Source organism: Streptomyces sp. NPDC003635 (assembly GCF_053587635.1).
On sequence record NZ_JBSFOK010000003.1, the window covers coordinates 118785 to 143977 of the forward strand.

A 25193-nucleotide genomic window follows, 5' to 3' on the forward strand; every position below is an offset into this window, starting at 1 on the left:
GTCGCACGAGTTACGACCGTCCGGCTCATCCCCCATCACACGAACTCCGCTCCCCGCCCATCCCCCAGCACACGAGCTCCGACTCCCCGCCCATCCCCCATCACACGAGCTCCGACCGTCCGGCTCATCCCCCATCACACGACCTCCGACCCCCCACCCCTCCCCCATCACACGAGTAACGAAGGAGCACCATGCCTGTCCGTCGCACCCTCCTCGTCGGGCTGTCAGCGCTCACCCTCGGTGCCGCGCTCCCCCACGCCCCGGCCCGCGAAGCGACCCCGCCCGTCCCGGACGCCGAAGTGATCACCGACTGGAACCGGACCGCCGTCGAGGTGGTCAGCGGTGACGCCCAACGGCCCGCGGCCGAGCCGTTCGTCTGGTACGGGTTCGTCTCCGCCGCCGTGTACAACGCGGTCGTCGGCATCGAGGGCCGCTACACGCCGTACAAGTGGGACGTGCGGGGGCCGCGGCACGCCTCCTCGGAGGCCGCTGCCGCCGCTGCCGCCCGCCGGGTGCTGCTGACGTACTTCCCGAACTCCGGGGCTCGGATCGAGGCCGCCTACACCGCCTCGCTGGCGAAGATCCCCGACGGGAGCGCCGAGGAGGAGGGCGTGGCTTTCGGGGAGCGGGCCGCCGAGCGCCTCGTCGAGCTGCGCCGGGGCGACGGGCGGGACGCGACGCTGACGTACGACCGGACACCCGCGCCCGGCGTGTGGCGGCCCGAGCTGCCCGGCTACCGCCCCTTCGCCAACCCGTGGATGGCGAGGATGCAGCCGATGCTGGCCGACTCGCCCGACCGTTTCATGCCGGGGCCGCCACCCGAGCTGACCTCCAGGCGGTACGCGCGGGATCTCGCCGAGGTGCGGGCGATGGGCGCGAAGGACAGCACCGTGCGGACGGCCGAGCAGACCGAGACGGCGCTGTTCTTCACGGATCCGCTGCCGCAGCAGCTGCAGGCCGCGTACCGCGAGCGCGTCACCCGACGGAACATGGACATCGTGGAGGCGGCCCGGCTGTTCGCGGCGGCGAACACCGCGTCCGTGGACGCCACGATCACCACCTGGAACTCCAAGCTGACCTACGCGCTGTGGCGGCCGATCAGCGCGATCCGGCTGGCGGACACGGACGGGAACCCGGCCACCGAGGCCGACCCGTCGTGGCTGCCGCTGACCAACACGCCGCCGTACCCCGAGTACATGGGCGGGCACTGTGCCAATGACGGGGCCGTGATGGCCGTACTGGACCGGCTGACCGGCGGTGACATCGATCTGCGGGTCCACTCGGCGGTGACGGGCACCACGAGGACGTACAAGAACTCGGCCGACTTCAACCGGGACGCGATCGACGCCCGGGTGTGGGAGGGCATCCACTTCCGGACCGCGGACGTGGTGGGCAACCGGGTCGGACGGAAGATCGGCAGATTCGCGGTCGCCCACTACTTCAAGCCGCTGCACGAGGACAGGGCCTAGACCAGGCCTGGACCTAGACCCTGCCCCACGTGTTCCGGTCCCGCGCCATCGCGTGCAGCGCCTCCACGTCCGCCGGTTTGAGGACCCCGCCCTGCCTCGCCAGTTCGCCGAGGCCCGTGTCCTGGAGGATGCGGACCTCGCGGACCGGGGTCGTCACGGAGACGTCCGCCGGGCCCACCAGGCACAGGACCGGGTGGACCTCGGCGGTCAGGGCGTAGGAGGCCCGGTCCGCCTCGGCGCGCAGCCGGCGCAGCAGCGGCTGGGGGTCCCGTCGGGCCGCCGTGACCACCGGGTCCGCCACCCTCACGCGCTGCTTGCGGGCGTAGAGCGCGTGGATCGCGAACAGGCCCGCCGGGCCGATCGCCAGATGGTGGATGCGGGCGCCGCCGGGCAGCGGGATCGAGTGAAGGGTGTGCCAGCCCGCGCCGTCCAGGCGGTCCAGGGCCTCGCCGACCGTCTGTTCGGCGGTGAGCGCGTGGCGCCTGGGGTCCGTGCGCAGGCGGCGGGCCGGGCCCGGGTCCCGCTCCAGGGCGACCAGGAGCGCCTCGCCGGGGCGGTTGGGCGCCAGGTCGTCGTCCGGGTGGAGCGTGAGGCGGGCCAGCTCCGCCGGGGTCGGGACCGGTGGCGGGCCCACGGTCACCGGGCCGGTCAGGAAGGGTCCCAGGGCCTCCAGGACGTCCTCTCTGCGCTCGTCGCTGAGCAGGTTGACCCTGGCCGCCTCACGGTCGTACCACGCGATGTTCCTGCCGTCCGTGAGGCAGACGTACAAACGTTCCTGACCGTGGCGCCAGGCCGGCACGACACGCAGTCCGCTCATGCACCATCACCCCTTTGACCATGGGAACAGGCGGGGTGCTCCAGGGGCAAGAACCCGGTTACCTTTGAGAGGAGTTGGGAGGGGAAGTTGGGGGAGGCGCCAATTGCGTACCCGCGGGAAGCAACCCGACGTTCCTGCTCCGGACACCCCGTGGGACGAGATCGTGCCCGGCCTGTGGATGGGCGGGCACGAGTTCCGGGCGGTGTCGGGACAGGTGGAGTTCGTCGTCGTGCGGGACGAGTTCGATCTCGTGCAGACCCTGCTGCGACTGCCCGGGCACGGGCCCGACAGCGAGGTGGAGCACCATGTGTGGCCCATCCCGGACGGGCCGCTGGACGGGACGCAGCTCGCGGGGGTCATACGCCTCGCGCAGGCCGCGGGAGAGGCGCTGGACGCGGGGCGGTCCGTGCTCGTGCGCTGCTTCCACGGCTACAACCGGTCGGGGCTCGTCATCGCCCAGACGCTGGTGCGGCGGGGGCACTCCGCGGAGGAGGCGATCCGGCTGATACGGTCCCGGCGCTCGCCCTGGGCCCTGCACAATGACCTCTTCGTCGAGTATCTGCGCGCCGGGCTCTCGACCGCCCGCCTCCTGGAGGAGCTCACGGAGTGATCGACCTGGACGGGCAAAAGGGACTTCCCTCCGAATAAGGTGTACGGGGCCGCCGCTCACCTCAGAACCACAGGAGCACCGTGCCCCTCAGCCGTGTCCGTACGACCGTCGCCGTCGCCCTGTTCCTGGCGACCGCGGCGGGCTGCGGTGACGCCGGCGGACTCCAGGGCGCGGGCGCCACCCCGACCGCGGTCAGTCCGGCCCGGCTGTGGCCGGAGCTGACCCCGGCGTCCAGTCCCGCCTTCGAGATCGGCGAGGTGACCACCGAGGTCGTCAAGGGCGTCGAGGTGCCCGGTGACGACATCCGCAAGGTGGACCCGGTCGCGGTCGTGCGCGCCGAGATCGCCGACCACCCCGACGACTACGCGGGGGCGAAGGCGCCGTACCGGCAGACGGCCGACCGGATGGCCGACTGCGACCCGGGCGGCGACAGGGCCCGCTGCCCCGTGCTCACGCCGTACTACCGCGACCTGAACGGCAACGGCCGCGAGGACCTGACGCTCGGCTTCCGGCTGCTGCCGGACGAGCTGACCGCCATCCGCGTCTACACCGTCCAGAAGCACCGGCTGGTGCGGGTCATGTCCTACGACGACGCCGTCAGCGCGGTCGAGCTGGCCGGGCGGTCCGTCATCGTCCGCGCGCCCTCGGAGGTCGCCGGGTACGAGTACCGGCTCCAGTGGACCTGGGACGCCGACGCCAACGCGATGCTGCTGACCCACGACGAGATGCTGCGCACCGGGGAGCACAAGAGCTCGGTGAAGCCGTCGCCCTCCGCGAGCGCGCGGCCGTCCGAGTCCGTGAGCGGCCGATGAGGCTCGCGCTGCCCCGCTGGGCCGGCACGCTCTTCACCAAGGCCGCCGTGTTCATCACCGTCATGTGCTGTGCGCTCACGGCGCTGCTCGGTGTGCTGGTGCATGTCTCGGTCACCAACCAGACCGTGGGGCGGGCCCGCGGCGAGGCGCTGGACCGGCTGACCGACGCGACGACGGCCTTCGAGGCCGGGGACCGGCTGATGCCGGGGGCGGGCGTCGATCCGGCGGGGCTGCCAGGGTCGCTGCGGGAGCTCGCGGTGGCCGGGGACCGGGGCACGATGGTCGCCGATCACGAGGGCCGGCCGACGATGTGGGCGGCGGGCCCGGCCGACGGTGGACGGGCGCTGGCGGTGCGGGTGGACTACTCGCAGCAGGCCCGCACGATCGACGGCCTGGACCGGGCGATCCTGTGGTCCTCGGCGCTGGCGATCGGGGCCACGCTGCTGGTGGGCGCCCTCGCGGTGACCCGGGTGACCCGGCGGCTGCACACCACGGCCCAGGTGGCCCGGCGGATCAGCGGCGGCGACCTGGACGCGCGCGTCGACGACCCCCGGACGAAGGATCCGACGCGCCCTCAGGACGAGGTGGCCGCGGTGGCCGCCGCGCTGGACTCCATGGCGGCCTCGTTGCAGGGCAAGCTCCAGGCCGAGCAGCGGTTCACCGCGGACGTGGCGCACGAGCTGCGCACCCCGCTGACGGGGCTGCACGCGGCGGCGGAGCTGCTGCCCGCGGGGCGGCCCACGGAGCTGGTGCGGGACCGGGTGGCGGCGCTGCGGACGCTCACCGAGGACCTGCTGGAGATCTCCCGGCTGGACATGGGCCGCGAGCGCCTCGACGTGGACGCCGAGCAGCTGGGACCGCTGGCCGAGCGGGCGGTGCGGGCGGCCGGGGACCGTACGCAGGTCGTGGTCGAGCGGGATGTGACGGTGGAGACCGACCGCCGGCGGCTGGAGCGGGTGCTCGGGAATCTCGTCGCGAACGCGCACCGGCACGGGCGGGCGCCGGTGGTGCTGACGGTCGACGGTCCGGTCGTCACCGTGCGGGACCACGGGGACGGGTACCCGGACTACCTGGTGGAGCACGGGCCGCAGCGGTTCCGGACCGAGGGCGGGACGAAGGGGCACGGCCTCGGCCTCACCATCGCGCTGGGCCAGTCCGAGGTGCTGGGCGCGCGACTGGAGTTCAGGAACGCGCCCGACGGCGGCGCCCTGGCCGTACTGACGCTTCCTCAAGGCCCGGCCTGAGGCAGCACCGGCGGGGCCCGCGTCCCTGATGGCGCACTGTGAGGGGCGCCGGGCCGGAGTCGCTCCTAATGTGGCGAATAGTCAAGTTCGCCCCCTTCGTGGAGGTTCTCCCATGTCCCTGCGCTCCCGCCTCTCCATATCCGTCGCCGCCTGCGCCCTCGTGGCCGCGGCCGCCACCCCCGCCGTCGCGAACGACGACTGGGGCAACCACCGCGGCGACAGCGGCCACCACCAGAGCCAGCAGCGCCTGTACAAGGGCGTGGTCACCGCGAACACCCTGCTGCTGCGCAGCGCTCCGAACCGGGGCGGCCAGGTCATCCGGACCGCGCACCGCGGGGAGATCGTCAAGATCTTCTGCAAGACGGTCGGCCAGAACATCCAGGGCAACCCGCTCTGGTACCTCCTCACGGACGGCACCTGGGCCTGGGGCGCCGCCCGGTACATCGACAACATCGGGCCCGCGCCACGCTGGTGCTGAGCCGCAAGGCACACAAGACGCCCTATTTGGGTAAGTTCCGGACATGAGCAAGGCCGGAACCACCGTGGCACGAGCGGACACCCCCGCTCCCGCCGTACGCCTCCCCCGGCGCCGTGGCATCGAACTGGCCCTCATCGTCGTGGCCGTCCTGCTCTCCGTGTACGGCTACTGCGCTGTCGGCCTCGCCCAGGACGGCACGGTCCCGCCCGGCGCCGTCGGCTACGGCGCCGGGCTCGGTGTGCTGGCGCTCGTCGCCCATCTGGCGGTGCGGCTGCGGGCGCCGTGCGCGGACCCGCTGCTGCTGCCGATCGGGGTGCTGCTCAACGGCCTCGGCCTGGTCCTGATCTACCGGCTCGACCTGGAGACACCGGGCGACCGGGCGGCCCCCGCCCAACTCGTCTGGTCCACGCTCGGGGTGGCGTTGTTCATCGTGACGGTGGTGCTCCTGCGCGACCATCGCGTGCTCCAGCGCTACGCCTACGTCAGCGTGGTCGCCGCCCTGGCCCTGCTGATCCTGCCGATCCTGTTCCCCGCCGTGAACGGCGCCCGGATCTGGATCCGGATCGCCGGATTCTCCATCCAGCCGGGCGAGTTCGCGAAGGTGCTGCTGGCGGTGTTCTTCGCCGCCTATCTGGCCGCCAACCGGGGGGCGCTGGCCTACGCGGGCCGCCGGGTCTGGCGGCTGCAACTGCCGACGGGACGGGTGCTGGGCCCGATCGTCGCCATCTGGCTGCTGAGCGTCGGCGTCCTGATCCTGGAACGCGACCTCGGCACCTCGCTGTTGTTCTTCGGCCTGTTCGTGGTCCTGCTGTACGTCGCCACCGGGCGCACCGGATGGATCGCCGTGGGGCTGCTGCTCGCGTCGCTGGGGGCGGTGGCCGTCGGGTGGCTGGAGCCGCATGTGCACAGCAGGGTCGAGGACTGGCTGCACCCCTTCGCGTCCATCGAGGCGGGCCAGGGCCCGAACCAGCTCTCCCAGTCCCTGTTCGCCTTCGCGGCGGGCGGCATGCTCGGCACCGGCCTCGGGCTCGGCCACTCGGTGCTCATCGGCTTCGCCGCCAAGTCGGACTTCATCCTGGCCACGGCGGGCGAGGAGCTGGGCCTGGCCGGCCTGTCCGCGATCTTCCTGCTCTACGGCCTGCTGGTGGAGCGGGGCTACCGGGCCGGGCTCGCGTTGCGCGACCCCTTCGGGCAGCTGCTCGCGGTGGGGCTCGCCTCCATCGTCGCGCTCCAGGTCTTCGTGATCGCGGGCGGGGTGACCGGCTTGATCCCGCTGACCGGGATGGCGATGCCGTTCCTGGCCCAGGGAGGCTCCTCGGTCGTCACCAACTGGGCGATCGTGGCGCTGCTGGTCCGGGTGAGCGACTCGGCGCGACGGCAGTACGACACTCCCGCCGAGGACACCCGGTGATCCGGCACATCCGGCTGGCGGCCGTCTTCTGCGCGCTGCTGCTGGCCGCGCTGATGGTGAACGCCGCACGCGTGCAGGTCGTGGAGTCCGGCGCCTACGACGAGAACCCCGCCAACCGTCGGCAGACCATCGCCCGGTACGCGGCACCGCGCGGCGACATCCTGGTCGGCGGCCGGCCGGTCACCGGGTCCAAGGACACCGGTGAGCAGCTGCGGCACGAACGCACCTACCTGGACGGCCCTTTGTACGCGCCGGTGACCGGTTTCGCCTCGCAGGTGTACGGCACGACGTTCCTGGAGCACACCGAGGACGGGGTGCTGTCGGGCACGGATCCGATGCTGTCGCCGTTCCCGCTCCTGGGCGACCTGACCCGGGCCCGCGCGCCGGGCGGCGACGTGGTGACCACGCTCAACGCGCGGGCACAGCGGGCGGCCTACGACGGACTCGGCGGCCGCAAGGGCGCGGTGGCGGCGATCGAACCGTCCACCGGACGCGTCCTGGCGCTGGTGTCCACGCCCTCCTACAACCCGGAGGCGCTGTCGGGGAACGGTCCGGCGGTGTCCCGGTCCTGGATCGGGCTGAACGAGGACCCGGACAAGCCGATGCTCAACCGGGCGGCGCGGCAGACCTATCCGCCGGGGTCGACCTTCAAGGTGGTGACCGCCGCGGCGGCGCTGGACGCGGGGGTGGTGACGGACCTCGACGAACCGACCGACTCCCCCGACCCCTACACCCTGCCCGGTACCTCGACGAGTCTGACCAACGAGGCGAAGGGCTGTGCGGACGCCTCCCTGCGGGCCGCGTTCGAGTGGTCGTGCAACACGGTGTTCGCGAAGCTGGGGGTGCGGGTCGGGGTGACCGATCTGGCGGCCACCGCGCAGGCCTTCGGGTTCAACGACACGGGAGTGCGGATCCCGTACTCGGTGGCGCCGAGCACCTTCGACACGACGGTGGACCGGGCGCAGCTCGCGCTGTCGGCGATCGGGCAGTACAACACGCGGGCGACGCCGTTGCAGATGGCGATGGTGGCGGGGGCGGTGGCGAGCGGGGGCCAGGTGCGTGAGCCGTATCTGGTGGAGCGGACGACGAGGCCGGGCGGCGCGACCATCGCCACGGCGGGTTCCCGTCCGGTCCGGCAGGCGATGCACCCGTCGACGGCGCTGCAGCTGCGGGAGCTGATGACGGACGTGGTGCGCAAGGGCACCGGCACCAACGCGGCGATCCCGGGGGCGACCGTCGGCGGCAAGACCGGCACCGCCCAACACGGCATCGGCAACTCCGGTACGCCCTACGCCTGGTTCGTGTCGTGGGCGCAGGGCGAGCGGGACCTGGAGGCGAAGGTGGCGGTCGCGGTCGTGGTGGAGGACGCGGAGGCGGACCGGGGCGAGATCAGCGGGGGCGGGGACGCGGCGCCGATCGCGCGGGCGGTGATGCGAGCGGTGCTCGATGGGTGAGACGGGGGGTTCCACGGTAGGGGCGACCGACCTAACGTTCGGTCCATGACTGCCGCATTCGAACTCGCCGAAGTCAACATCGCCCGCCTCAGATTCCCGCTGGACTCACCGGAGTTGAAGGACTTCGTGGACGCGCTGGACCCCGTGAACGCCGACGCCGACAGCGCGGACGGATTCGTGTGGCGCCTTCAGTCCGAAGGGGGCGACGCGACGGACATCCCCGTCCTCGGGGACGAGTGGCTGATCATCAACATGTCGGTGTGGCGGGACACCGACTCGCTGGCGGCGTACATGTACCAGGGCCGGCACCGGGAGATGCTGGCCCGCCGCCGGGAGTGGTTCGAGAAGGTCCAGGAGGCGATGGTGGCGATGTGGTGGGTCCCGGCCGGGCACCGCCCGTCGGTGGCGGAGGCGGAGTCCCGGCTGCTGCACCTGCGCACGAACGGCCCGACGCCGTACGCCTTCACCCTGCGCACGTCCTTCCCGCCGGGCGAGTCGAAGCCGCTGCTCGGCGAGGTGCCGGAGGACCTCGGCTGCTCGGTGTAGGTCAGGCCCGGCGACCGTCCTCGATCGCCCGGCTCACCTCCGCCATCCGGTCCCGTTCCTCCGCGGCGAAGCGTTCGGCGTCGAGCTTCTCGGCGATCTCCTCGTCCTCGGCCATGAGGAGATCCAGGTTGGAGTCGCCCATCTCGAAGACGCCCATGTCGACATAGGCCTGCTGGAGGCGTTTGCCCCACAGGCCTATGTCCTTGACACAGGGAACGATGCGGGAGAAGAGCAGTTGCCGGAACAGGGCCAGGAACTCGGACTGTTCGGTGTACTCCTCGGCCTCGGCGGTGGGGATGCCGAAGTTCTCCAGGACCTCGACGCCCCTGAGGCGGTCGCGCATCAGGTGGCAGCCCTCGATGACGAACTCCTCGCGCTCGCGCAGTTCGGCGTCCGTGAGCTGCCGGTAGTAGTCGCGCAGGGCCATGCGGCCGAAGGCCACGTGGCGGGCCTCGTCCTGCATGACGTAGGCGAGGATCTGTTTCGGCAGCGGCTTGTCGGTGGTGTCGCGGATCAGGCCGAAGGCGGCGAGAGCGAGGCCCTCGATCAGCACCTGCATCCCGAGGTACGGCATGTCCCAGCGGGAGTCGCGGAGGGTGTCGTCGAGCAGCGACCGGAGGTTGTCGTTGATCGGGTACAGCATGCCGATCTTCTCGTGCAGGAAGCGGCCGTAGATCTCCGCGTGCCGGGCCTCGTCCATGGTCTGGGTGGCCGAGTAGAACTTGGCGTCCAGGTCGGGGACGGACTCCACGATGCGCGCGGCGCAGACCATCGCGCCCTGTTCGCCGTGCAGGAACTGGCTGAACTGCCAGGAGGCGAGGTGCCGGCGCAGCTCGGCCTTGTCCCGGTCGCTGAACCTGGCCCAATACCTGGTGCCGTACAGGGAGATGGACTCGTCCGGGACGCCGAGGGGGTCGTAGGGGTCGACCTCCAGGTCCCAGTCGATGCGCTTGCGCCCGTCCCACTGTTTGTCCTTGCCCTTCTGGTAGAGGGCGAGAAGGCGGTCGCGGCCGTCGTCGTACTCCCAGGAGAAGCGCGCCTGGCCGGTGGCCGGTACCTGCCAGAGGGAATCTCCCGGGGGGTTGGCGTACAGGTCGTGTGTCGGCATGTCTCGCAGGCTCCCGCGCGGTAGACGCGGGGTCAACAAGTGGCGCGTGAGGGATTGACGAGCTTGCTGACAAGCAGTCTCATAAGACTACGGACGATGTGACCCCGGGTAACAGGTTGGGAGAACCATGACGACGCTCACGGAAGCCGACGCGCTCGCGGGCCTGCGCGACGCGCTGGGCCTGCTCAAGGACCGGGAGCAGGTGGCCGAGCGGCTGCTCGACTCGTCCGCCAAGCACTCCTTCGATCCCGACAAGGAGCTCGACTGGGACGCGCCCTTCGAGGAGGGGAAGTGGTTCTGGCCGCCGGAGCTGGTGTCGCTGTACGACACGCCCCTGTGGAAGCGGATGGGCGAGGAGCAGCGGATTCTGCTCTCGCAGCACGAGTCGGCGGCGCTGGCGTCGCTGGGGATCTGGTTCGAGCTGATCCTGATGCAGCTGCTGGTGCGGCACATCTACGACAAGGCGGCGACGAGCGCGCATGTGCGGTACGCGCTGACCGAGATCGAGGACGAGTGCCGGCACTCGAAGATGTTCGCGCGGCTGATCTCCCGCGGTGAGACGCCGTGGTACCCGGTGAGCCGGTCGCACCAGCAGCTGGGCCGGCTGTTCAAGACGATCTCCACCACTCCGGGTTCCTTCACGGCGACGCTGCTCGGCGAGGAGGTGCTGGACTGGATGCAGCGGCTGACGTTCCCGGACGAGCGGGTGCAGACGTTGATCCGGGGCGTGACGCGGATCCATGTCGTGGAGGAGGCCCGGCATGTCCGGTACGCCCGTGAGGAGCTGCGACGGCAGATGGTGACGGCGCCGAAGTGGTCGCAGGAGTTCACGCGCGTGACGTCCGGGGAGTTCGCCCGGGTGTTCTCGGTGGCCTTCGTGAACCCCGAGGTCTACACGAACGTGGGCCTCGACAAGCGTGAGGCCATGGCCCAGGTGCGGGCGAGCGGCCACCGGCGGGAGGTCATGCAGACGGGAGCGAAGCGGCTGACGGACTTCCTGGACGACATCGGCGTGCTGCGGGGTGTCGGGCGACGACTGTGGAAGTCCTCGGGGCTGCTGGCGTAGGTGAGGGCTGGGGCCGGGCGGGGACTGGGGCCGGGCTCCGGGGTCTGGGGCCGAGGGCTGGGACCGGCGGGGGCGAGAACGGTTACGCTGCACGTCATGAGCCCCCCGGCCCCTACGCCCGCTTATCGCCGTCTGAGTGTCGAGGAGCGGCGCAGTCAGTTGCTCGCCGCCGCTTTGTCGCTGTTCGCGCACCGGGCGCCCGAAGAGGTGTCGCTGGATGACGTGGCGGAGGCCGCCGGGGTGTCGCGGCCGCTGGTGTACCGGTACTTCCCCGGGGGCAAGCAGCAGCTCTACGAGGCCGCGCTGCGGTCCGCCGCCGAGGAACTCCGGCTCTGTTTCGACGAGCCTCGGGAAGGGCCCCTGCTGCCCCGGCTCGGGCGGGCACTCGACCGGTATCTCACCTTCGTCGACGAGCACGACGCCGGGTTCAGCGCGCTGTTGCAGGGCGGCAGTGTCGTCGAGACGTCCCGGACCACCAGCATCGTCGACGGAGTCCGGCGCGCCGCCGCCGAGCACATCCTCCGCCACCTCGGCGTCACCGATCCCGGGCTGCGGCTCCGGATGACCGTCAAGGTGTGGATCACCGCCGTCGAGGCCGCCTCCCTCCTGTGGCTGGACGAGGGCAAGCAACCCCCGGTCGACGAGCTCCGCGACTGGCTCGTCGACCAGTTCGTCGCCGTGCTCTCGGTGACCGGCGCCCGCGACCCGCAGACCGACGCGCTGGTCCGGGCGCTCGCCGGAGATGGCTGACACTGGTGCCGTGAAGAGCGAAGACACCCCCTTCGAGGGCGGGCCCATGGACGGGCGCGTCCTGCCCGTGCTGCTGGGGATCACCGGGCACCCGCCCAAGACGTACCGCATCCCCGTCCCGGCCCCCGACGGCGGCCCGCCCACCGTGCTGGTCTACCGGCGCGTCCCCCGCGTCGAGGGCCGGCCCGTCGGGCTCAGCCGCCGCTGGAAGTACGCGTACGACCCCGACGGGCTCCTGGCCCCGAAGCGCAAGTGGCCGTGGTCGAAGCCAGACGCCACGCCGGGCGGCAAGCCGGACGACGCGGACGGGTGACGTGGTTGCGCCGAACCGCGCACATTCGGCGCGCGCGGGTCGCGCGCCCGCCTGATGCTCGCGGTGCGGGGCAGAGAGGCTGCCCGCACCGGAGGTGATGACGTGTCAGGAAGGCTTCTGCGTCTGGCGTGTACGGCGGCGGTGGCCGCCTGCACCGCCCTCGCGCCCGCCCCCGCCCTCGCCGTACCCGAACCCGGTGAGCCGTCCATGTCCGAGCAGCCGGCCTTGTCCGAGCAGCCGTCCGACGCCGAGGAGCCCGCCGTCTCCGACCCGTCGTCCGACGCCGAGCAGCCGTCCGTCGCCGAGTTGCTGACGGAGCTTCAGCGGCTCTACCGGGACGCCGAGCGCGCCTCCGAGACCTACAACGCCACCGAGGAGAAGCTCGACAAGCAGCGCGCCGAGGTCAGGCGCCTGGACGGTGAACTCGCCCGCGTCCGCCTCTCGCTGCACGACAGCCGGGGCGCGGCGGGACGGCTGGCCCGGCAGCAGTACCAGAACAGCAGCGAGATCTCCTCGTACGTACGGCTGCTGCTCGCCCGCGATCCCCAGCACGCGCTCGACCAGGGGCATGTGATCGGTCAGTTGGCGCGTGAGCGGGCCGAGACGGTGGGACGGCTGACCGGCAGCGAACGCAGGGCTGACGGACTCGCCCGCAAGGCCCGCGCGGCCCTCGACAAACAACTCGCGCTGGCCGAGCGGCAGAAGAAGGACCGGGCGGAGGTGACGGGACGGCTCAAGAACGTCCAGGAGATGCTGGTCGCGCTCAGCGCCGAACAGCTGGCCGCGATCGCCGAGTTGGAGAACCAGGGCGTCGCCAGGGCCCAGCGGAACCTCGTCACCTCGGGCGCCCTCAGCAGTGAGCGCGAACCCTCGCGCGGCGGTGAACGGGCGGTGCGCTACGCCCTGCGGCAGCTCGGGAAGCCGTACGAGTGGGGCGCGGAGGGCCCGAGGACGTACGACTGCTCAGGCCTCACCTCCGAGGCCTGGAACGACGCCGGCACCCCCATCCCCCGCACCAGCCAGGAACAGTGGGCCCGACTGCCGAGGGTGCCACTGAAGGAGCTGCGCCCCGGCGATCTGGTGATCTACCACCGCGACGCCACGCATGTGGCCCTGTACCTGGGCAAGGGCGAGGTGGTCGAGGCTCCCAGGACCGGCGAGCGGATCAAGATCTCGCCGATCGCGTCCCACCCGATCCTGGGAGCCGTACGCCCGGACCCGATCAGGCCAAGGACGCCAGATACGCCTCTGTCTTCGCCGGATCGTAGAAGAAGTTCTCAAAGTCCGCCGGGTCGTTGAAGGCGTTGGCGAAGCGGTCCGCCGCGGGCTGGATCTGGCCCGCCGCGCCGATGAGGTTGAGGATGTGCTCCGGCGGCGGGGCCAGCATCGCGTTCGTCCACTTGGTGACGTGCTGGGCGGTGTCCCAGTAGCGGTCGAACGTGGACCGCATCCACTCCTCGTCGAACGGCTTGTCACCGTGCTCGACGATGGACGCGAGGTAGGCGGCGGCGCACTTGGACGCCGAGTTGGAGCCCTGGCCGGTGATCGGGTCGTTCGCCACGACCACGTCGGCCACGCCCAGCACCAGCCCGTCGCCGGGCAGCCGGCCGATCGGGTTGCGGACCGTGGGCGCGTAGCGGCCCGCCAACGTGCCGCCCGCGTCCGTCAGTTCGACCTTCGTCGCCCGCGCGTACTCCCAGGGCGTGTACCGCTCCATGAGTTCCAGGGTCAGGGAGAGGTGCTCCGCCGGGTCCTTGACGCCGTTGAAGACGTCCAGCGGGCCCCCGGGTATGCCCTCCCAGAACAGGATGTCCGCGCGGCCGGAGGTGGTGAACGTCGGCATGATGAACAGCTCGCCGACACCGGGGACCAGGTTGCAGCGCACCGCGTCGAACTCCGGGTGCTCCGGGCGCGGGCCGAGGCCGTGCACGTAGGCCACCGCGAGGGCGCGCTGCGGCTCGCTGTACGGGGAGCGCTCCGGGTCCCGGGCGAACATCGACACCAGCTCGCCCTTGCCGGCCGACACCAGCACCAGGTCGTACGTACGGGAGAAGTAGTCGAGGTCGCCGACGGCCGCGCCGTGGATGACCAGCTGGCCGCCGCGCTGGGCGAAGGTCTCCATCCAGCCGGCCATCTTCACCCGCTGGTCCACGGACTGCGCGTACCCGTCGAGGTGCCCCACCCAGTCGATCGCGCGGGCCGCGGGACCCTCGGCCCACGAGCCCGGCGCCGCCACCGAGACACCGAGTCCTTCGATCTTCGGGGCCTGGGACTCCCAGAAGTTCAGCTGGAGATCGCGCTCGTGCTGGAGAGCCGTGTGGAACATGCACTGCGTCGACATGACCCGGCCGGTGCGGATCTCGTCCGCGGTCCGGTTGGACATGAGGGTGACCTCGTACCCGTGCGACTGGAGTCCGAGGGCGAGCTGGAGTCCGGACTGGCCGGCTCCGACGACGAGTATCTTCCGCATACGGGGTCTGATCTCCTACTCGGGTGTTTCGTCCAGCGCGTGTCCCACCAGGGACAGGAGGGTCTCGATGACCGAGATCCGGCGCCGCGCGTCCATGATCATGACAGGTATGTGGGCGGGGATGGTGAGCGCCTCCCGCACGTCCTCGGGCTCGAACCGCTCGCTGCCGTCGAAGTGGTTGACCGCGACGACGTACGGCAGCCCGCAGCTCTCGAAGTAGTCCAGGGCCGGGAAGCAGTCCTTCAGGCGCCGGGTGTCGGCCAGCACGACCGCGCCGATCGCCCCACGCACCAGGTCGTCCCACATGAACCAGAACCGCTGCTGGCCCGGCGTGCCGAACAGGTAGAGCACCAGGTCGTCGTCGAGCGTGAGGCGGCCGAAGTCCATGGCCACGGTGGTGGTCAGCTTCTGCGGCGTGGCGGTGAGATCGTCGGTCTCCTCGCTCGCCTCGGTCATCAGCGCCTCGGTCTGCAGAGGCGTGATCTCCGAGACGGCCGTGACCAGCGTGGTCTTGCCGACGCCGAACCCGCCCGCCACGACGATCTTCGTGGCTATGGGGGCCCGGGTGCGGTCCGTCTGCCAGGACTTCAGGTCCTCATCCGGGTCCGCAACATCGGTGTCTTCAAAGACGACGGAGTCCACTCAGCACCCTTTCGAGCAGAGCGCGGTCCGGGCGACCGGTGCCGTGACCGGTGCCGGTGCCGTACACACGGATCTTTCCCTGGTCCGCGAGGTCGCTGAGCAACACCCGGACCACGCCGAGCGGCATCTTCAGCAGCGCGGCGATCTCGGCCACCGTGCGCATGCGGCGGCACAGTTCGACGATGGCCCGCATCTCCGGCATGACCCGGGTGCTGAGGGCACCTCCCCCAGTCAGTTCCTTGCGCTCCGGGGGGGCCTCCAGGGCCGCCACGAACGTCTCCACGAGGAGGACGTGGCCGAACCGGGTACGGCCGCCGGTGAGCGAGTAGGGGCGGACCCGCGCGGGCTTGCGGTCGCCGCCGCGGACGGGGAGCTTCTTCGGTGCGCTGCTGCTCATCGGGGACTCCCGGTCGACTCGGCTTCCAGGGATTTTCGTAGCTCGCTGCGGAGTTCGGGCGTCAGCACATGGCCGGCGCGGCCGACGAACAGGGCCATGTGGTAGGCGACGACGCTCATGTCGCAGTCGGCGGAACCGTGGACGCCGAGCAGGGAGCCGTCGCTGATCGACATCACGAAGAGGCTGCCCTCGTCCATGGCGACCATCGTGTGCTTCACTCCGCCGTACTCCATGAGGCGGGCGGCGCCGACGGTGAGGCTGCCGATGCCGGAGACGATGGTGGCGAGGTCGGCGGAGGAGCCCCGCGGGCCGGTGCGGGTGGGTTTGGCTGCCTTGGCCTCTTCGTTTCTTCCCGGGTCCGATGAGAGCAGGAGCAGGCCGTCGGAGGAGACCACGGCGACCGACTCGATGCCCGGCACCTCCTCGACCAGGTTCGTCAGCAGCCAGTGCAGGTTGCGGGCCTCACTGCTCAGTCCGAAGGTACTGGGCGCGGTCAACTGCTTGCCTCCTCGACTGTGCCCCCCGTGGCTTCTTCGGATTCTGCGATTTCGGCTTGTACCTCGCGGTAGCCGGCCTCCGCCCCCCGGCGGAAGCCGCCGAGCCTCCGGCGGAGGGCGTCGGCGTCCACGGAGCCGCCGCGCTGGCGGGGCGGCTCCGTGGGGGCGGTGATCTTCGGGGTGCGCTTGGGGAGGCCCTTCGCGGTGAGCTGGTCCTCGTCGTCGGCGCGTGCGTGTTCTGCGTCGGCGCCCTCGGGTTCGGCGCCCTCGGGTTCGGCGGCCTCGGGTTCGGCGCCCTCGGGTTCGGCGCCCTCGGGTTCGGTGGTCGAGGTCGCGTGCGGGGCGCGCTCGGCGGGTGCGGCTTCGGAGGAGGGTTCGGGCTGGGCCGGGATCAGGAGCTCCATCGTCGTCTCCGCCGGAGTCTCGGTCGGGCGCGGGGCCTTCGCCGACGTGTCCGCCGGGGTTGCCGCGACGGCCTGAGCCTGAGCCGACGCACCCGCGGGTGCTGCCGTCGGGTTCTCCTCCGGGGATTCCTGCTGCTGCTCCTCCGACTCGCGGACCGCCCTCTCCGCCAGAGCGACCAAGTGGTCGTCGTGGCCCCTGGCGCCGTGGAGGACGTTGGAGTTGGCCTCCGCGTCGGCGCCGGGGAGGGAGAAGGTGTGGGTGGCGCCGGGGGTGGGAGCGGCCGGGGCCGGAACCGCTGTGGACGGGGCCGGGGAGAGCAGCTGCTGGGGCAGGACCGCCACCGCCGCGACGCCGCCCTGCTTCTGCTCGCGCAACTGGACCCGGACTCCGTGGCGGTGGGCCAGGCGGGCGACCACGTACAGGCCGAGACCCAGCCCCTCCTCGCCCTCCTGGTCGTAGGAGGCCTCGGGGTCGAAGTCGGTCAGGCGGGCGTTGAGGCGGGTCATGCGGTCGTCCGTCATGCCGATGCCCTCGTCCTGGACGGAGAGCATCACCTCGCCGTTCTCCAGGAGCCAGCCGGAGACCTCCACCGGCAGGTCCGGCGGGGAGAACGAGGTGGCGTTCTCCATCAGTTCGGCCAGCAGGTGCGACAGGTCGTCCGCCGCGAAGCCCGCGATGTGCGCGTGGGGAGGGAGGGCCGCGATGCGGACCCGCTCGTAGCGCTCGATCTCGCTCACCGCCGCCCGGACCACGTCCACCAGCGGGACCGGACCCGCGCTGTGCTGGACGTGTTCCGTACCGGCCAGCACCAGGAGGTTCTCGCTGTGGCGGCGCATCACCGTGGCGAAGTGGTCCAGCTTGAAGAGCGTGGCCAGGCGCTCCGGGTCCTGCTCCCGCTCCTCCAGGCCCTCGATCACCGCCAGCTGGCGTTCCACCAGGCCCAGCGTGCGCAGGGCGAGGTTCACGAAGGTCGAGCCGATGCTCGTGCGCAGGCGTTCCAGCTGGGCCGTCGACTCCGCGAGTTCCGCGCGCAGTTCGTCCCTGGCCTCGGCCATCTTCTGGCGCTGGCCCACGAGGTGCTTGCGGTCGGACTCCAGCGTCGCGATGCGCTCGTGCAGGCCCACCGCTTGGGCGTGGAGGCTGTTGACCGAGTCGACGACCTTCGCGAACTCGTCCTTGCGGCCCGTGAAGCGCACCGGCTCCTGTGCCGCCGGCTCCTCCGCTCCCGCCAGCCGCGCGGAGCCCAGCCGCAGCACCGCGAGGGGTCGCGTCAGGCTGCGGGCCATCCCCGTCGCGACGCCGATCGCGAGCAGCACCAGGACGCCGAGGATCGCGATCCGGATCTCCAGCTCGGTGACGTCGTCGTCCCGGAGGAGGGCCAGGTCCTTGGTGCGCCGGTCGTGCAGGGCGGACTCGGCCCCGCGCATCATCTCCACGCGGGCGGAGAGCGCCTCGTCCAGTTTCTTGACGTTCGTGGCGAGTTCGGCGTCGGACAGGGTGGGCTGGTCGGTGAGGGAGGCGAGGTACTTCTCGGCGGCCTCGGCATCCGGCCCGGTCACCGTGGAGTCGTACGACGTGACCGACTTCTTCGGCGCGGTCTCGCGGAAGTCGGCGAGGGCCGCGTCGGACCGCAGCCTGGCCTCCTGGGCGGCGGCGGCGAGCGCGTCACGCTGCTTGCGGTCGGCGTCGGAGGAGGAGGTGACCGTGCTGGGCAGACCGGTGATCGGGTCGATGACGGTCTGGGTGGAGCGCGGGACGCTCAGTGCGGCGAGCAGCAGGCCCCGGGTGGAGGCGGCCTGCTGCACGGCGGTGTCGAGCTCGGTGAGGGCGTGCGCGCCGGAGCCCGCGCGGGGCGGCATCTCCTCGGCCAGCCGCTCGGCGAGGCCGTGCAGTTCGGTGAGGGCGGCGGAGTACGCCTTGTGCGTGTCGAGAGCGCCGCTCTTGCCCGTGAGCGCCGCTCTGCGCAGGGCCGCGATGTCGTCCAGGTCGGCGCGCAGGGAGGCCGGGATGTCGGGGTCGGCGCGCAGCTCCTCGACCAGGCGGTCCACGCGGGCGCTGCGCTGCTCCGAGGGGGCCTTGGACTTGGTGCGGCCCGCGGCGACGTAGACGGTGACCTCGTCGCGTTCGTCGGCCAGCGAGTGGGCGAGCGCGAGGGCGTCCTCGGTCTGCTCGGAGAGGGTCACCAGCTCCTGGGTGTCGTGCAGCTGCGCGGAGGCGGTGACGATCGACGGGGCGCCGGCCGCGGCGATGGCGGCGGCGACGACGGCCACGGCGATGATGAGCCGGTTGCGTACGTGGGTGGGCCGCCCTTTGCCGGCCGAGGTGGTGCCGGTCCCTGTCGTGGTGCCGGGCGTGTGCTCCGGGCCCCCAGCGGAGGCCTTCTGCTTGCCTGAGCGACGAGGCCGCGTCATCTGCACCGGTGCTCGCATTCCTGAACTCGTGATACCCATGGGCCCGGGTGACGCTCCGTCAACTGGCGCATACGCCCGGTACGCTTCCCGACCCTCCCAGTGCCGGTGGGCGGTTCTCTCCCATCACCTGACCCGCCACCCGAAGGAGTGAACCTCGAAGGGAAGTTGGCGGGCAAGTTCCCGTGGCGCTTGCGACGACCGTGTCCGGCGGGCCGGTTGGACGTCTGCGGCGGGCGGTGGCAGGATTCGCCACCACGTATGCCCGGAGTGAATCATTACCGCCCAAACCAGGCGGCTGACCTGCGGAAGCACGCCAATTCCGGGACGGTTGCCAGCCTTTGACGAACGTTGTGAAGGGCTCGTGCAGACTGGCCGGATGCGTACTGAACTTGTTTCGGAGCCCGGCGATCCCGCCCGCCCTAACGAGGACTTCGCAAGTGTCGGACTGCCCGCTTCCGGACAGGGCGGAACGGTGGTCCTCCTGGACGGGGTGACCCCGCCCCGGACGGGCACCGGCTGTCTGCATTCCGTTCCCTGGTTCACCGCGCGCCTCGGCGGGGCGCTGACCGAACTGACCGTTTCACTCCCGGATGTTCCTCTCGCCGACGCCCTGTCACTCGCCCTCGCGCGTACCGCCGAGGCGCACCGGGGAACCTGTGACCTTTCTCACCCTCGGACGCCGCAGGCAACGGTCGTCACGGTCCGCTGGTCACCCGAGACCGTCGAGTACCTGATCCTGTCGGACTCGGCCCTCCTGGTGGAGTCGCCCGACGGCACCGTGACGCCGTACCTCGACGACCGGCTCTCCCGGCTGCCCCGCTCCGCCCTGGCCACCGACGCGATGGTCGACGCGAACCTCCGCAACAAGGAGGGTGGCTTCTTCACGGCCGCCGCCGATCCCTCGGTGGCGGCCAGGGCGGTGACCGGGACCCTGCCCCGCTCCGGCGTCCGCGCCCTGGCCTCCTTCACGGACGGCGCGACGCGATGGGTGGAGAGGTTCGGCGCCGGCGACTGGGGGGACCTCTTCGGCGTCGTACGCAAGGAGGGAGCGCAGGCGCTGGTCGACCGGGTGCGGGCGCTGGAGCTGGCGGACACCGAGCGGCGGTTCCTGCGACGGAGCAAGACGCACGACGACGCGACGGTGGTGTTCGTGGAGTTCTAGCCCGACGCCTTCGGGGTCCGGACAACCGGATCACCGCGCGGCGCGGGCGGAGGGGCCGGGGACGCCCGTGCGGCGCGGGCCACGGATCACGGTGCGGCGCGGACCGCGGATCGCCGTGGGGCGCGGGCCACGGATCACCATGCGGGCGGACGACGGGTCGGGGACCCCCTGCTGCGCGGGCCACGGATCACCGTGCGGGCCGACGGGCCGGGGATCGCCGTGCGGCGCGGGTCACAGATCACCGTGCGGGCCGACGGGGCGGGGATCGCCGTGCGGGGCGGGCCACGGATCACCGTGCGGGCCGACGGGCCGGGGATCGCCGTGCGGCGCGGGTCACAGATCACCGTGCGGGCCGACGGGGCGGGGACCCCCTGCGGGGCGGGCCACGGATCACCGTGCGGGCCGACGGGCCGGGGATCGCCGTGCGGCGCGGGTCACAGATCACCGTGCGGCGCGGGTCGCAGATCACCGTGCGGGCCGACGGGCCCGGGCCCGTGCGGCGCGCGCCACGGATCACCATGCGGGCGGACGACGGGCCGGGGCCCCCTGCGGCGCGGGCCACGGATCACCGTGCGGGCCGACGGGCCGGGGCCCCTGCTGCGCGGGCCACGGATCACCATGCGGGCGGACGACGGGCCGGGGACCCCCCTGCTGCGCGGGCCACGGATCACCGTGCGGCGCGGGCCGCGGATCACCGTGGAGGGCGGACAAGCGGATCGCCGTGGGGGAGGCGGACAAGCGGATCACCGTGGGGGCGGACAAGCGATCTCAGACCGGTACCGGTTAACGGACATCAGGCCGGCCCGAGACAAGGCTCAGCCCGGCACCGACACGCGATCCCAGTCCCGCCCGGCACACGCCTCAGCCCGGCACGACAAGCCGGTCCCAGACCGGTCCGGGGCAAGCAGGGCTCAGCCCTGTTCCATCTCCTGGTTCAGCTGGTTGAGCAGCCGGGCCAGTTCCGAGACCTCACGCGGGTCCCAGCCGGAGAGCCGGCGGGCGTACCGCGCCCGCCGGGCCTCCCGCACCTTGCTCACCCGCCCGCGGCCCTCCTCGGTGAGATGGACCAGCCAGGCCCGGCCGTCGGCGGGGTCGGGCTCGCGGGCGACCAGGCCGAGGTCCTCCAGGGCGCGCAGCTGACGGGACATGGTGGCCTTGCCGACTCCGATGTAGGCGGCCAGCTCGGTCGCGCGCTGCCGCCCGCACTCGTCGAGGCGGATCAGCAGCCCGTACGCCGCCGACTCCAGGTCCGGATGGACCTCCCGGGCCATCTCCCCCTGACTGGCCCGGGCCCGGCGCAGCAGCACGGTCAACTCCCGCTCCAGGGACAGGAACTCGGGCTGCTCCACACCGGGTCCGGGCGACCCCGCGGGCACCCCGGAGCCGACTCGACGTCCGTCGCCGTTTCCCTCTTCGCGCACGTCAGCCCCTGCCTCGGTTTCCCAGCTCTGAAAGTTTCCGTCAAATGGCGTCATCGCCGCAGCTCCGTCAGTATTTCTCAGGCGTAGACCAACGGCAGCCTCCAGGCCCTCTTCCACCCGCAGGTCCCCGTCCGTAGCGTCTTCAACAGGCACTGCCTGGCATGCCCACGCCAGCATCTTCGGACGGTGGACCAACAGCGGGCCAACGACGACCCGACCGGCATCCGTCCCTCGCGCACCCGTGCGTCTCAGCGCATCTACCGAGCCTTCGGAGGCACGTCATGCCCGTGCACAGACCCGGCCCGCTCCGTCTCCTCCTCGTCGGAGCACTGCTCACCGCGCTCTCGCTGGTACTCGCCACCCCCTCTCCGGCCGCCGACTCCCCGGCCCGGGGCTCCGCCTACATGGGTGTGGGCGTCCCGGCCCACGACGGCGTCCACGGTCTGCCCCGGGAGACCCGCGCCACCCAGACGGAGGGCGTCGACGTCTCCTCCCACCAGGGCAACGTGGCCTGGTCCACCCTTTGGAGCAGCGGGGTGAGGTGGGCCTATGCGAAGGCCACGGAGGGCACGTACTACACGAACCCCTACTTCGGCCAGCAGTACAACGGCTCCTACAACGTCGGCATGATCCGCGGCGCCTACCACTTCGCCACCCCGGACACCACGTCCGGCGCGACCCAGGCGAACTACTTCGTCGACCACGGCGGCGGCTGGTCCCGCGACGGCAGGACCCTCCCCGGCGCGCTGGACATCGAGTGGAACCCCTACGGCGCCGCCTGCTACGGCAAGACCCAGACCGGCATGGTCGCCTGGATCCGTGACTTCCTGAACCAGTACAAGGCCCGCACGGGCCGCGACGCCGTGATCTACACGGCCACGAGCTGGTGGACCCAGTGCACGGGCAACTACTCCGGCTTCGGGGCCGTCAACCCCCTGTGGATCGCCCGCTACGCGACGACGGTGGGAACGCTGCCCGCCGGTTGGAGCTACCACACGATGTGGCAGTACACCTCGACCGGGCCGACGGTCGGTGACCACGACAAGTTCAACGGCGCCCTGGACCGGGTCCAGGCCCTGGCCTACGGCTGAGCGCACGACGAAGGCCCGGGCCTCCCGCACGGGGAGCCGGGCCTTCGCCGTTGTCCGGCAGCGTCCGTCACGCCGCCACCGGAACCTCCGGCGTCGCGCCGTTCGTGGCCGGGGACAGGGCCAGGTCGAGGACCTGGCGGACGTCCGTCACGGCGTGGACGTCGAGCTTGTCCAGGACCTCGGCGGGGACGTCGTCGAGGTCGGGCTCGTTGCGCTTGGGGATGATGACGGTCGTGACGCCCGCCCGGTGCGCGGCCAGCAGCTTCTGCTTCACCCCGCCGATCGGCAGCACCCGGCCGGTCAGGGAGACCTCGCCCGTCATGGCGACGTCCGTGCGGACCAGGCGGCCCGACAGCAGCGACGCCAGTGCCGTCGTCATCGTGATGCCCGCGCTCGGCCCGTCCTTCGGCACCGCGCCCGCCGGGAAGTGGATGTGCACGCCCCGGTCCTTCAGGTCGCCGACGGGCAGCTCCAGTTCGGCGCCGTGCGAGCGCAGGAAGGACAGCGCGATCTGTGCCGACTCCTTCATCACGTCACCCAGCTGGCCGGTCAGCGTCAGACCCGCCGCGCCCGTCTCCGGGTCGGCCAGGGAGGCCTCCACGAAGAGCACGTCGCCGCCCGCTCCGGTGACCGCGAGGCCGGTCGCCACGCCCGGCACCGCCGTACGGCGCTCCGCCGGGTCCTGGGCCGACTCGGGCACGTGGTGCGGGCGCCCGATCAGACCGCGCAGATCGCCGTCGGTCACGGTGAAGGGCAGTTCCCGCTCACCGAGTTCGTGCTGGGCCGCGACCTTGCGGAGCAGCCGTGCGATCGAGCGCTCCAGGGTGCGGACGCCCGCCTCGCGGGTGTACTCGCCGGCGAGCTTGCGCAGCGCGCTCTCGTCGATGACGACCTCGTCGGTGCTCAGGCCCGCCCGCTCCAGCTGGCGCGGCAGCAGGTGGTCCCGGGCGATGACGACCTTCTCGTCCTCGGTGTAGCCGTCGAGGCGGACCAGCTCCATACGGTCGAGCAGGGCCTCGGGGATGGCCTCCAGGACGTTGGCCGTCGCGAGGAAGACGACGTCCGACAGGTCCAGTTCCACCTCCAGGTAGTGGTCCCGGAAGGTGTGGTTCTGCGCCGGGTCCAGGACCTCCAGCAGGGCCGCCGCCGGGTCGCCCCGGAAGTCGGAGCCCACCTTGTCGATCTCGTCGAGCAGGACCACCGGGTTCATCGACCCGGCCTCCTTGATGGCCCGCACGATCCGCCCGGGCAGCGCGCCGACGTACGTACGCCGGTGGCCGCGGATCTCCGCCTCGTCGCGGACGCCGCCGAGGGCGACGCGGACGAACTTGCGGCCCATGGCGTGGGCCACGCTCTCACCGAGCGACGTCTTTCCCACGCCGGGCGGCCCCACAAGGGCCAGCACCGCGCCGCCGCGCCGTCCGCCGACGACGCCCAGGCCGCGGTCGCTGCGGCGCTTGCGCACCGCCAGGTACTCGGTGATCCGCTCCTTCACGTCCTCGAGACCGGCGTGCTCGGCGTCCAGCACGCCCTTGGCGCCCTGGATGTCGTACGCGTCCTCGGTCCGCTCGTTCCACGGCAGTTCGAGAACCGTGTCCAGCCAGGTGCGGATCCACGAGCCCTCGGGCGACTGGTCGCTGGACCGCTCCAGCTTGTCGACCTCCTTCAGGGCCGCCTCGCGGACCTTCTCGGGCAGGTCGGCGGCCTCGACGCGGGCGCGGTAGTCGTCGGACTCCTCCCCCTCCGCCTCGCCGTTGAGCTCGCGCAGCTCCTTGCGCACGGCCTCCAGCTGGCGGCGGAGCAGGAACTCGCGCTGCTGCTTGTCGACGCCCTCCTGGACGTCCTTGGCGATCGTCTCGGCGACGTCCTGCTCGGCGAGGTGGTCGCGCAGCTGCTGGGTGGCGAGCTTCAGCCGGGCCACCGGATCGGCGGTCTCCAGCAGCTCCACCTTCTGCTCGGTGGTGAGGAAGGGCGAGTAGCCGGAGTTGTCGGCGAGCGCGGAGACGTCGTCGATGGCCTGCACCCGGTCCACGACCTGCCAGGCGCCGCGCTTGCGCAGCCAGGCGGTGGCGAGGGCCTTGTACTCCTTCACCAGTTCGGCGACATGACCCGGCAGCGGGTCCGGCGCGCTCTCGTCGATCCGCAGGCCCTCGACCCACAGCGCGGCGCCCGGGCCGGTCGTCCCGGCGCCGATCTTCACGCGGCCGCGGCCGCGGATCAGGGCGCCCGGGTCACCGTCGGCGAGCCGGCCGACCTGCTCGACGGTACCGAGCACACCGGTGCTCGCGTAGGTGCCGTCGATCCGCGGTACCAGCAGCACCCGGGGCTTTCCCGGCTGGGACCGGGCGGCGACCTGGGCGGCCTCCACGGCGGCGCGTACATCGGCGTCGTTCAAGTCCAGCGGGACCACCATTCCGGGCAGCACGACCTCGTCGTCGAGCGGCAGCACAGGCAGGGTGAGCGAGGTAGACGTCGAAGCCATGATCTCCCCTTCGGCAGTCAAGTTGAGTTATGCCGACTCAATGCACGGGAGTCCTTGAATGTTCCCCGACCGTCGTTCGCTCTGAGCGATCAGCCGGACGCCCTGCGGTGAACTGGGGCTTTTCCCGGTCAACCAGG

General features: G+C 71.8%; 23 protein-coding genes. 14 read left to right on the forward strand and 9 right to left on the reverse strand.

Annotation, left to right across the window (positions count from 1 at the left end):
* Positions 1-191: 191 nt before the first annotated feature.
* The gene (locus ACWDRW_RS04270; protein WP_451719857.1) at positions 192-1469 is read left to right on the forward strand and encodes a vanadium-dependent haloperoxidase; all 1278 of its coding nucleotides are present in this window, start codon (positions 192-194) and stop codon (positions 1467-1469) included.
* Between the two features lie 13 nt (positions 1470-1482).
* Here ACWDRW_RS04270 and ACWDRW_RS04275 read toward each other — a convergent pair whose 3' ends face one another.
* Entirely contained in the window at positions 1483-2286 is an 804-nt protein-coding gene (locus ACWDRW_RS04275) for a nuclease-related domain-containing protein (protein ID WP_451719860.1), read from the reverse strand.
* Positions 2287-2389: 103 nt separating this feature from the next.
* Between ACWDRW_RS04275 and ACWDRW_RS04280 the strand changes: the two genes are divergently transcribed.
* The 7 genes from ACWDRW_RS04280 (at position 2390) to ACWDRW_RS04310 (ending at position 8841) form a co-directional block, all read left to right on the forward strand.
* A complete protein-coding gene (locus tag ACWDRW_RS04280; RefSeq protein WP_451719863.1) occupies positions 2390-2896 on the forward strand; it encodes a protein-tyrosine phosphatase family protein in 507 nt (168 codons plus the stop codon).
* Between the two features lie 80 nt (positions 2897-2976).
* Entirely contained in the window at positions 2977-3708 is a 732-nt protein-coding gene (locus ACWDRW_RS04285; protein ID WP_451719866.1) for a hypothetical protein, read from the forward strand.
* Positions 3705-4952, forward strand: a complete 1248-nt coding sequence (locus ACWDRW_RS04290) for an ATP-binding protein (RefSeq protein ID WP_451719869.1) — start codon at positions 3705-3707, stop codon at positions 4950-4952. Before ACWDRW_RS04285 ends, ACWDRW_RS04290 begins: the two co-directional genes overlap by 4 nt.
* A 112-nt stretch (positions 4953-5064) precedes the next feature.
* Positions 5065-5430: an SH3 domain-containing protein gene (locus ACWDRW_RS04295; protein ID WP_451719872.1), complete on the forward strand. Its 366-nt coding sequence runs from the start codon at positions 5065-5067 to the stop codon at positions 5428-5430.
* 43 nt (positions 5431-5473) lie between these two features.
* Positions 5474-6841, forward strand: a complete 1368-nt coding sequence (locus ACWDRW_RS04300) for an FtsW/RodA/SpoVE family cell cycle protein (protein WP_451719875.1) — start codon at positions 5474-5476, stop codon at positions 6839-6841.
* Entirely contained in the window at positions 6838-8295 is a 1458-nt protein-coding gene (locus ACWDRW_RS04305) for a penicillin-binding transpeptidase domain-containing protein (RefSeq protein ID WP_451719878.1), read from the forward strand. The genes ACWDRW_RS04300 and ACWDRW_RS04305 overlap by 4 nt, the downstream gene beginning before the upstream one ends.
* 45 nt (positions 8296-8340) lie before the next feature.
* Positions 8341-8841, forward strand: a complete 501-nt coding sequence (locus ACWDRW_RS04310) for a DUF3291 domain-containing protein (protein WP_451719881.1) — start codon at positions 8341-8343, stop codon at positions 8839-8841.
* Between the two features lies 1 nt (position 8842).
* Here ACWDRW_RS04310 and ACWDRW_RS04315 read toward each other — a convergent pair whose 3' ends face one another.
* Entirely contained in the window at positions 8843-9949 is a 1107-nt protein-coding gene (locus ACWDRW_RS04315) for a ferritin-like domain-containing protein (protein WP_451719884.1), read from the reverse strand.
* 127 nt (positions 9950-10076) lie between these two features.
* Between ACWDRW_RS04315 and ACWDRW_RS04320 the strand changes: the two genes are divergently transcribed.
* The 4 genes from ACWDRW_RS04320 to ACWDRW_RS04335 all read left to right on the forward strand — a co-directional run bounded on the left by ACWDRW_RS04320 (position 10077) and on the right by ACWDRW_RS04335 (position 13377).
* Entirely contained in the window at positions 10077-11015 is a 939-nt protein-coding gene (locus ACWDRW_RS04320; protein ID WP_451719886.1) for an AurF N-oxygenase family protein, read from the forward strand.
* Between the two features lie 96 nt (positions 11016-11111).
* The gene (locus ACWDRW_RS04325) at positions 11112-11765 is read left to right on the forward strand and encodes a TetR/AcrR family transcriptional regulator (protein ID WP_451719889.1); all 654 of its coding nucleotides are present in this window, start codon (positions 11112-11114) and stop codon (positions 11763-11765) included.
* 10 nt (positions 11766-11775) lie between these two features.
* A complete protein-coding gene (locus ACWDRW_RS04330; protein WP_451719891.1) occupies positions 11776-12078 on the forward strand; it encodes a hypothetical protein in 303 nt (100 codons plus the stop codon).
* Positions 12079-12180: 102 nt separating this feature from the next.
* A complete protein-coding gene (locus ACWDRW_RS04335; RefSeq protein WP_451719894.1) occupies positions 12181-13377 on the forward strand; it encodes an NlpC/P60 family protein in 1197 nt (398 codons plus the stop codon).
* Here the strand turns inward: ACWDRW_RS04335 and ACWDRW_RS04340 are convergent.
* From ACWDRW_RS04340 to ACWDRW_RS04360, 5 genes are read right to left on the reverse strand one after another with little or no spacing between them, the layout of a single operon-like run.
* Complete coding sequence (locus ACWDRW_RS04340) at positions 13301-14548, reverse strand: styrene monooxygenase/indole monooxygenase family protein (RefSeq protein ID WP_451719897.1); 1248 nt, start codon at positions 14546-14548, stop codon at positions 13301-13303. The two genes, ACWDRW_RS04335 and ACWDRW_RS04340, sit on opposite strands and share 77 nt — an antisense overlap.
* A gap of 15 nt (positions 14549-14563) precedes the next feature.
* Positions 14564-15190 carry a GTP-binding protein gene (locus tag ACWDRW_RS04345; RefSeq protein ID WP_451719899.1) on the reverse strand — a complete coding sequence of 209 codons (627 nt, stop codon included), beginning with the start codon at positions 15188-15190 and terminating at the stop codon, positions 14564-14566.
* Complete coding sequence (locus ACWDRW_RS04350) at positions 15171-15587, reverse strand: DUF742 domain-containing protein (protein ID WP_451719902.1); 417 nt, start codon at positions 15585-15587, stop codon at positions 15171-15173. The genes ACWDRW_RS04345 and ACWDRW_RS04350 overlap by 20 nt, the downstream gene beginning before the upstream one ends.
* Positions 15584-16084 (reverse strand): roadblock/LC7 domain-containing protein, encoded by a 501-nt coding sequence (locus tag ACWDRW_RS04355; RefSeq protein ID WP_451719904.1) that lies wholly within the window; start codon positions 16082-16084, stop codon positions 15584-15586. The genes ACWDRW_RS04350 and ACWDRW_RS04355 overlap by 4 nt, the downstream gene beginning before the upstream one ends.
* Positions 16081-18906 carry a sensor histidine kinase gene (locus ACWDRW_RS04360; RefSeq protein ID WP_451719907.1) on the reverse strand — a complete coding sequence of 942 codons (2826 nt, stop codon included), beginning with the start codon at positions 18904-18906 and terminating at the stop codon, positions 16081-16083. Before ACWDRW_RS04360 ends, ACWDRW_RS04355 begins: the two co-directional genes overlap by 4 nt.
* A gap of 370 nt (positions 18907-19276) precedes the next feature.
* Between ACWDRW_RS04360 and ACWDRW_RS04365 the strand changes: the two genes are divergently transcribed.
* Entirely contained in the window at positions 19277-20062 is a 786-nt protein-coding gene (locus ACWDRW_RS04365) for a hypothetical protein (RefSeq protein ID WP_451719909.1), read from the forward strand.
* A gap of 911 nt (positions 20063-20973) precedes the next feature.
* Here the strand turns inward: ACWDRW_RS04365 and ACWDRW_RS04370 are convergent.
* On the reverse strand, positions 20974-21483 hold the full coding sequence (locus ACWDRW_RS04370; protein WP_451719912.1) for a MarR family winged helix-turn-helix transcriptional regulator: 510 nt from the start codon (positions 21481-21483) through the stop codon (positions 20974-20976).
* Between the two features lie 281 nt (positions 21484-21764).
* On the opposite strand from ACWDRW_RS04370, the gene ACWDRW_RS04375 reads away from it, so the two are divergent.
* The gene (locus ACWDRW_RS04375) at positions 21765-22574 is read left to right on the forward strand and encodes a lysozyme (protein WP_451719915.1); all 810 of its coding nucleotides are present in this window, start codon (positions 21765-21767) and stop codon (positions 22572-22574) included.
* 67 nt (positions 22575-22641) lie between these two features.
* Here the strand turns inward: ACWDRW_RS04375 and lon are convergent, their stop codons facing one another.
* Positions 22642-25056, reverse strand: coding sequence for an endopeptidase La (lon, locus tag ACWDRW_RS04380; RefSeq protein WP_451719917.1), 2415 nt, complete (start codon positions 25054-25056; stop codon positions 22642-22644).
* Between the last annotated feature and the right edge of the window lie 137 nt (positions 25057-25193).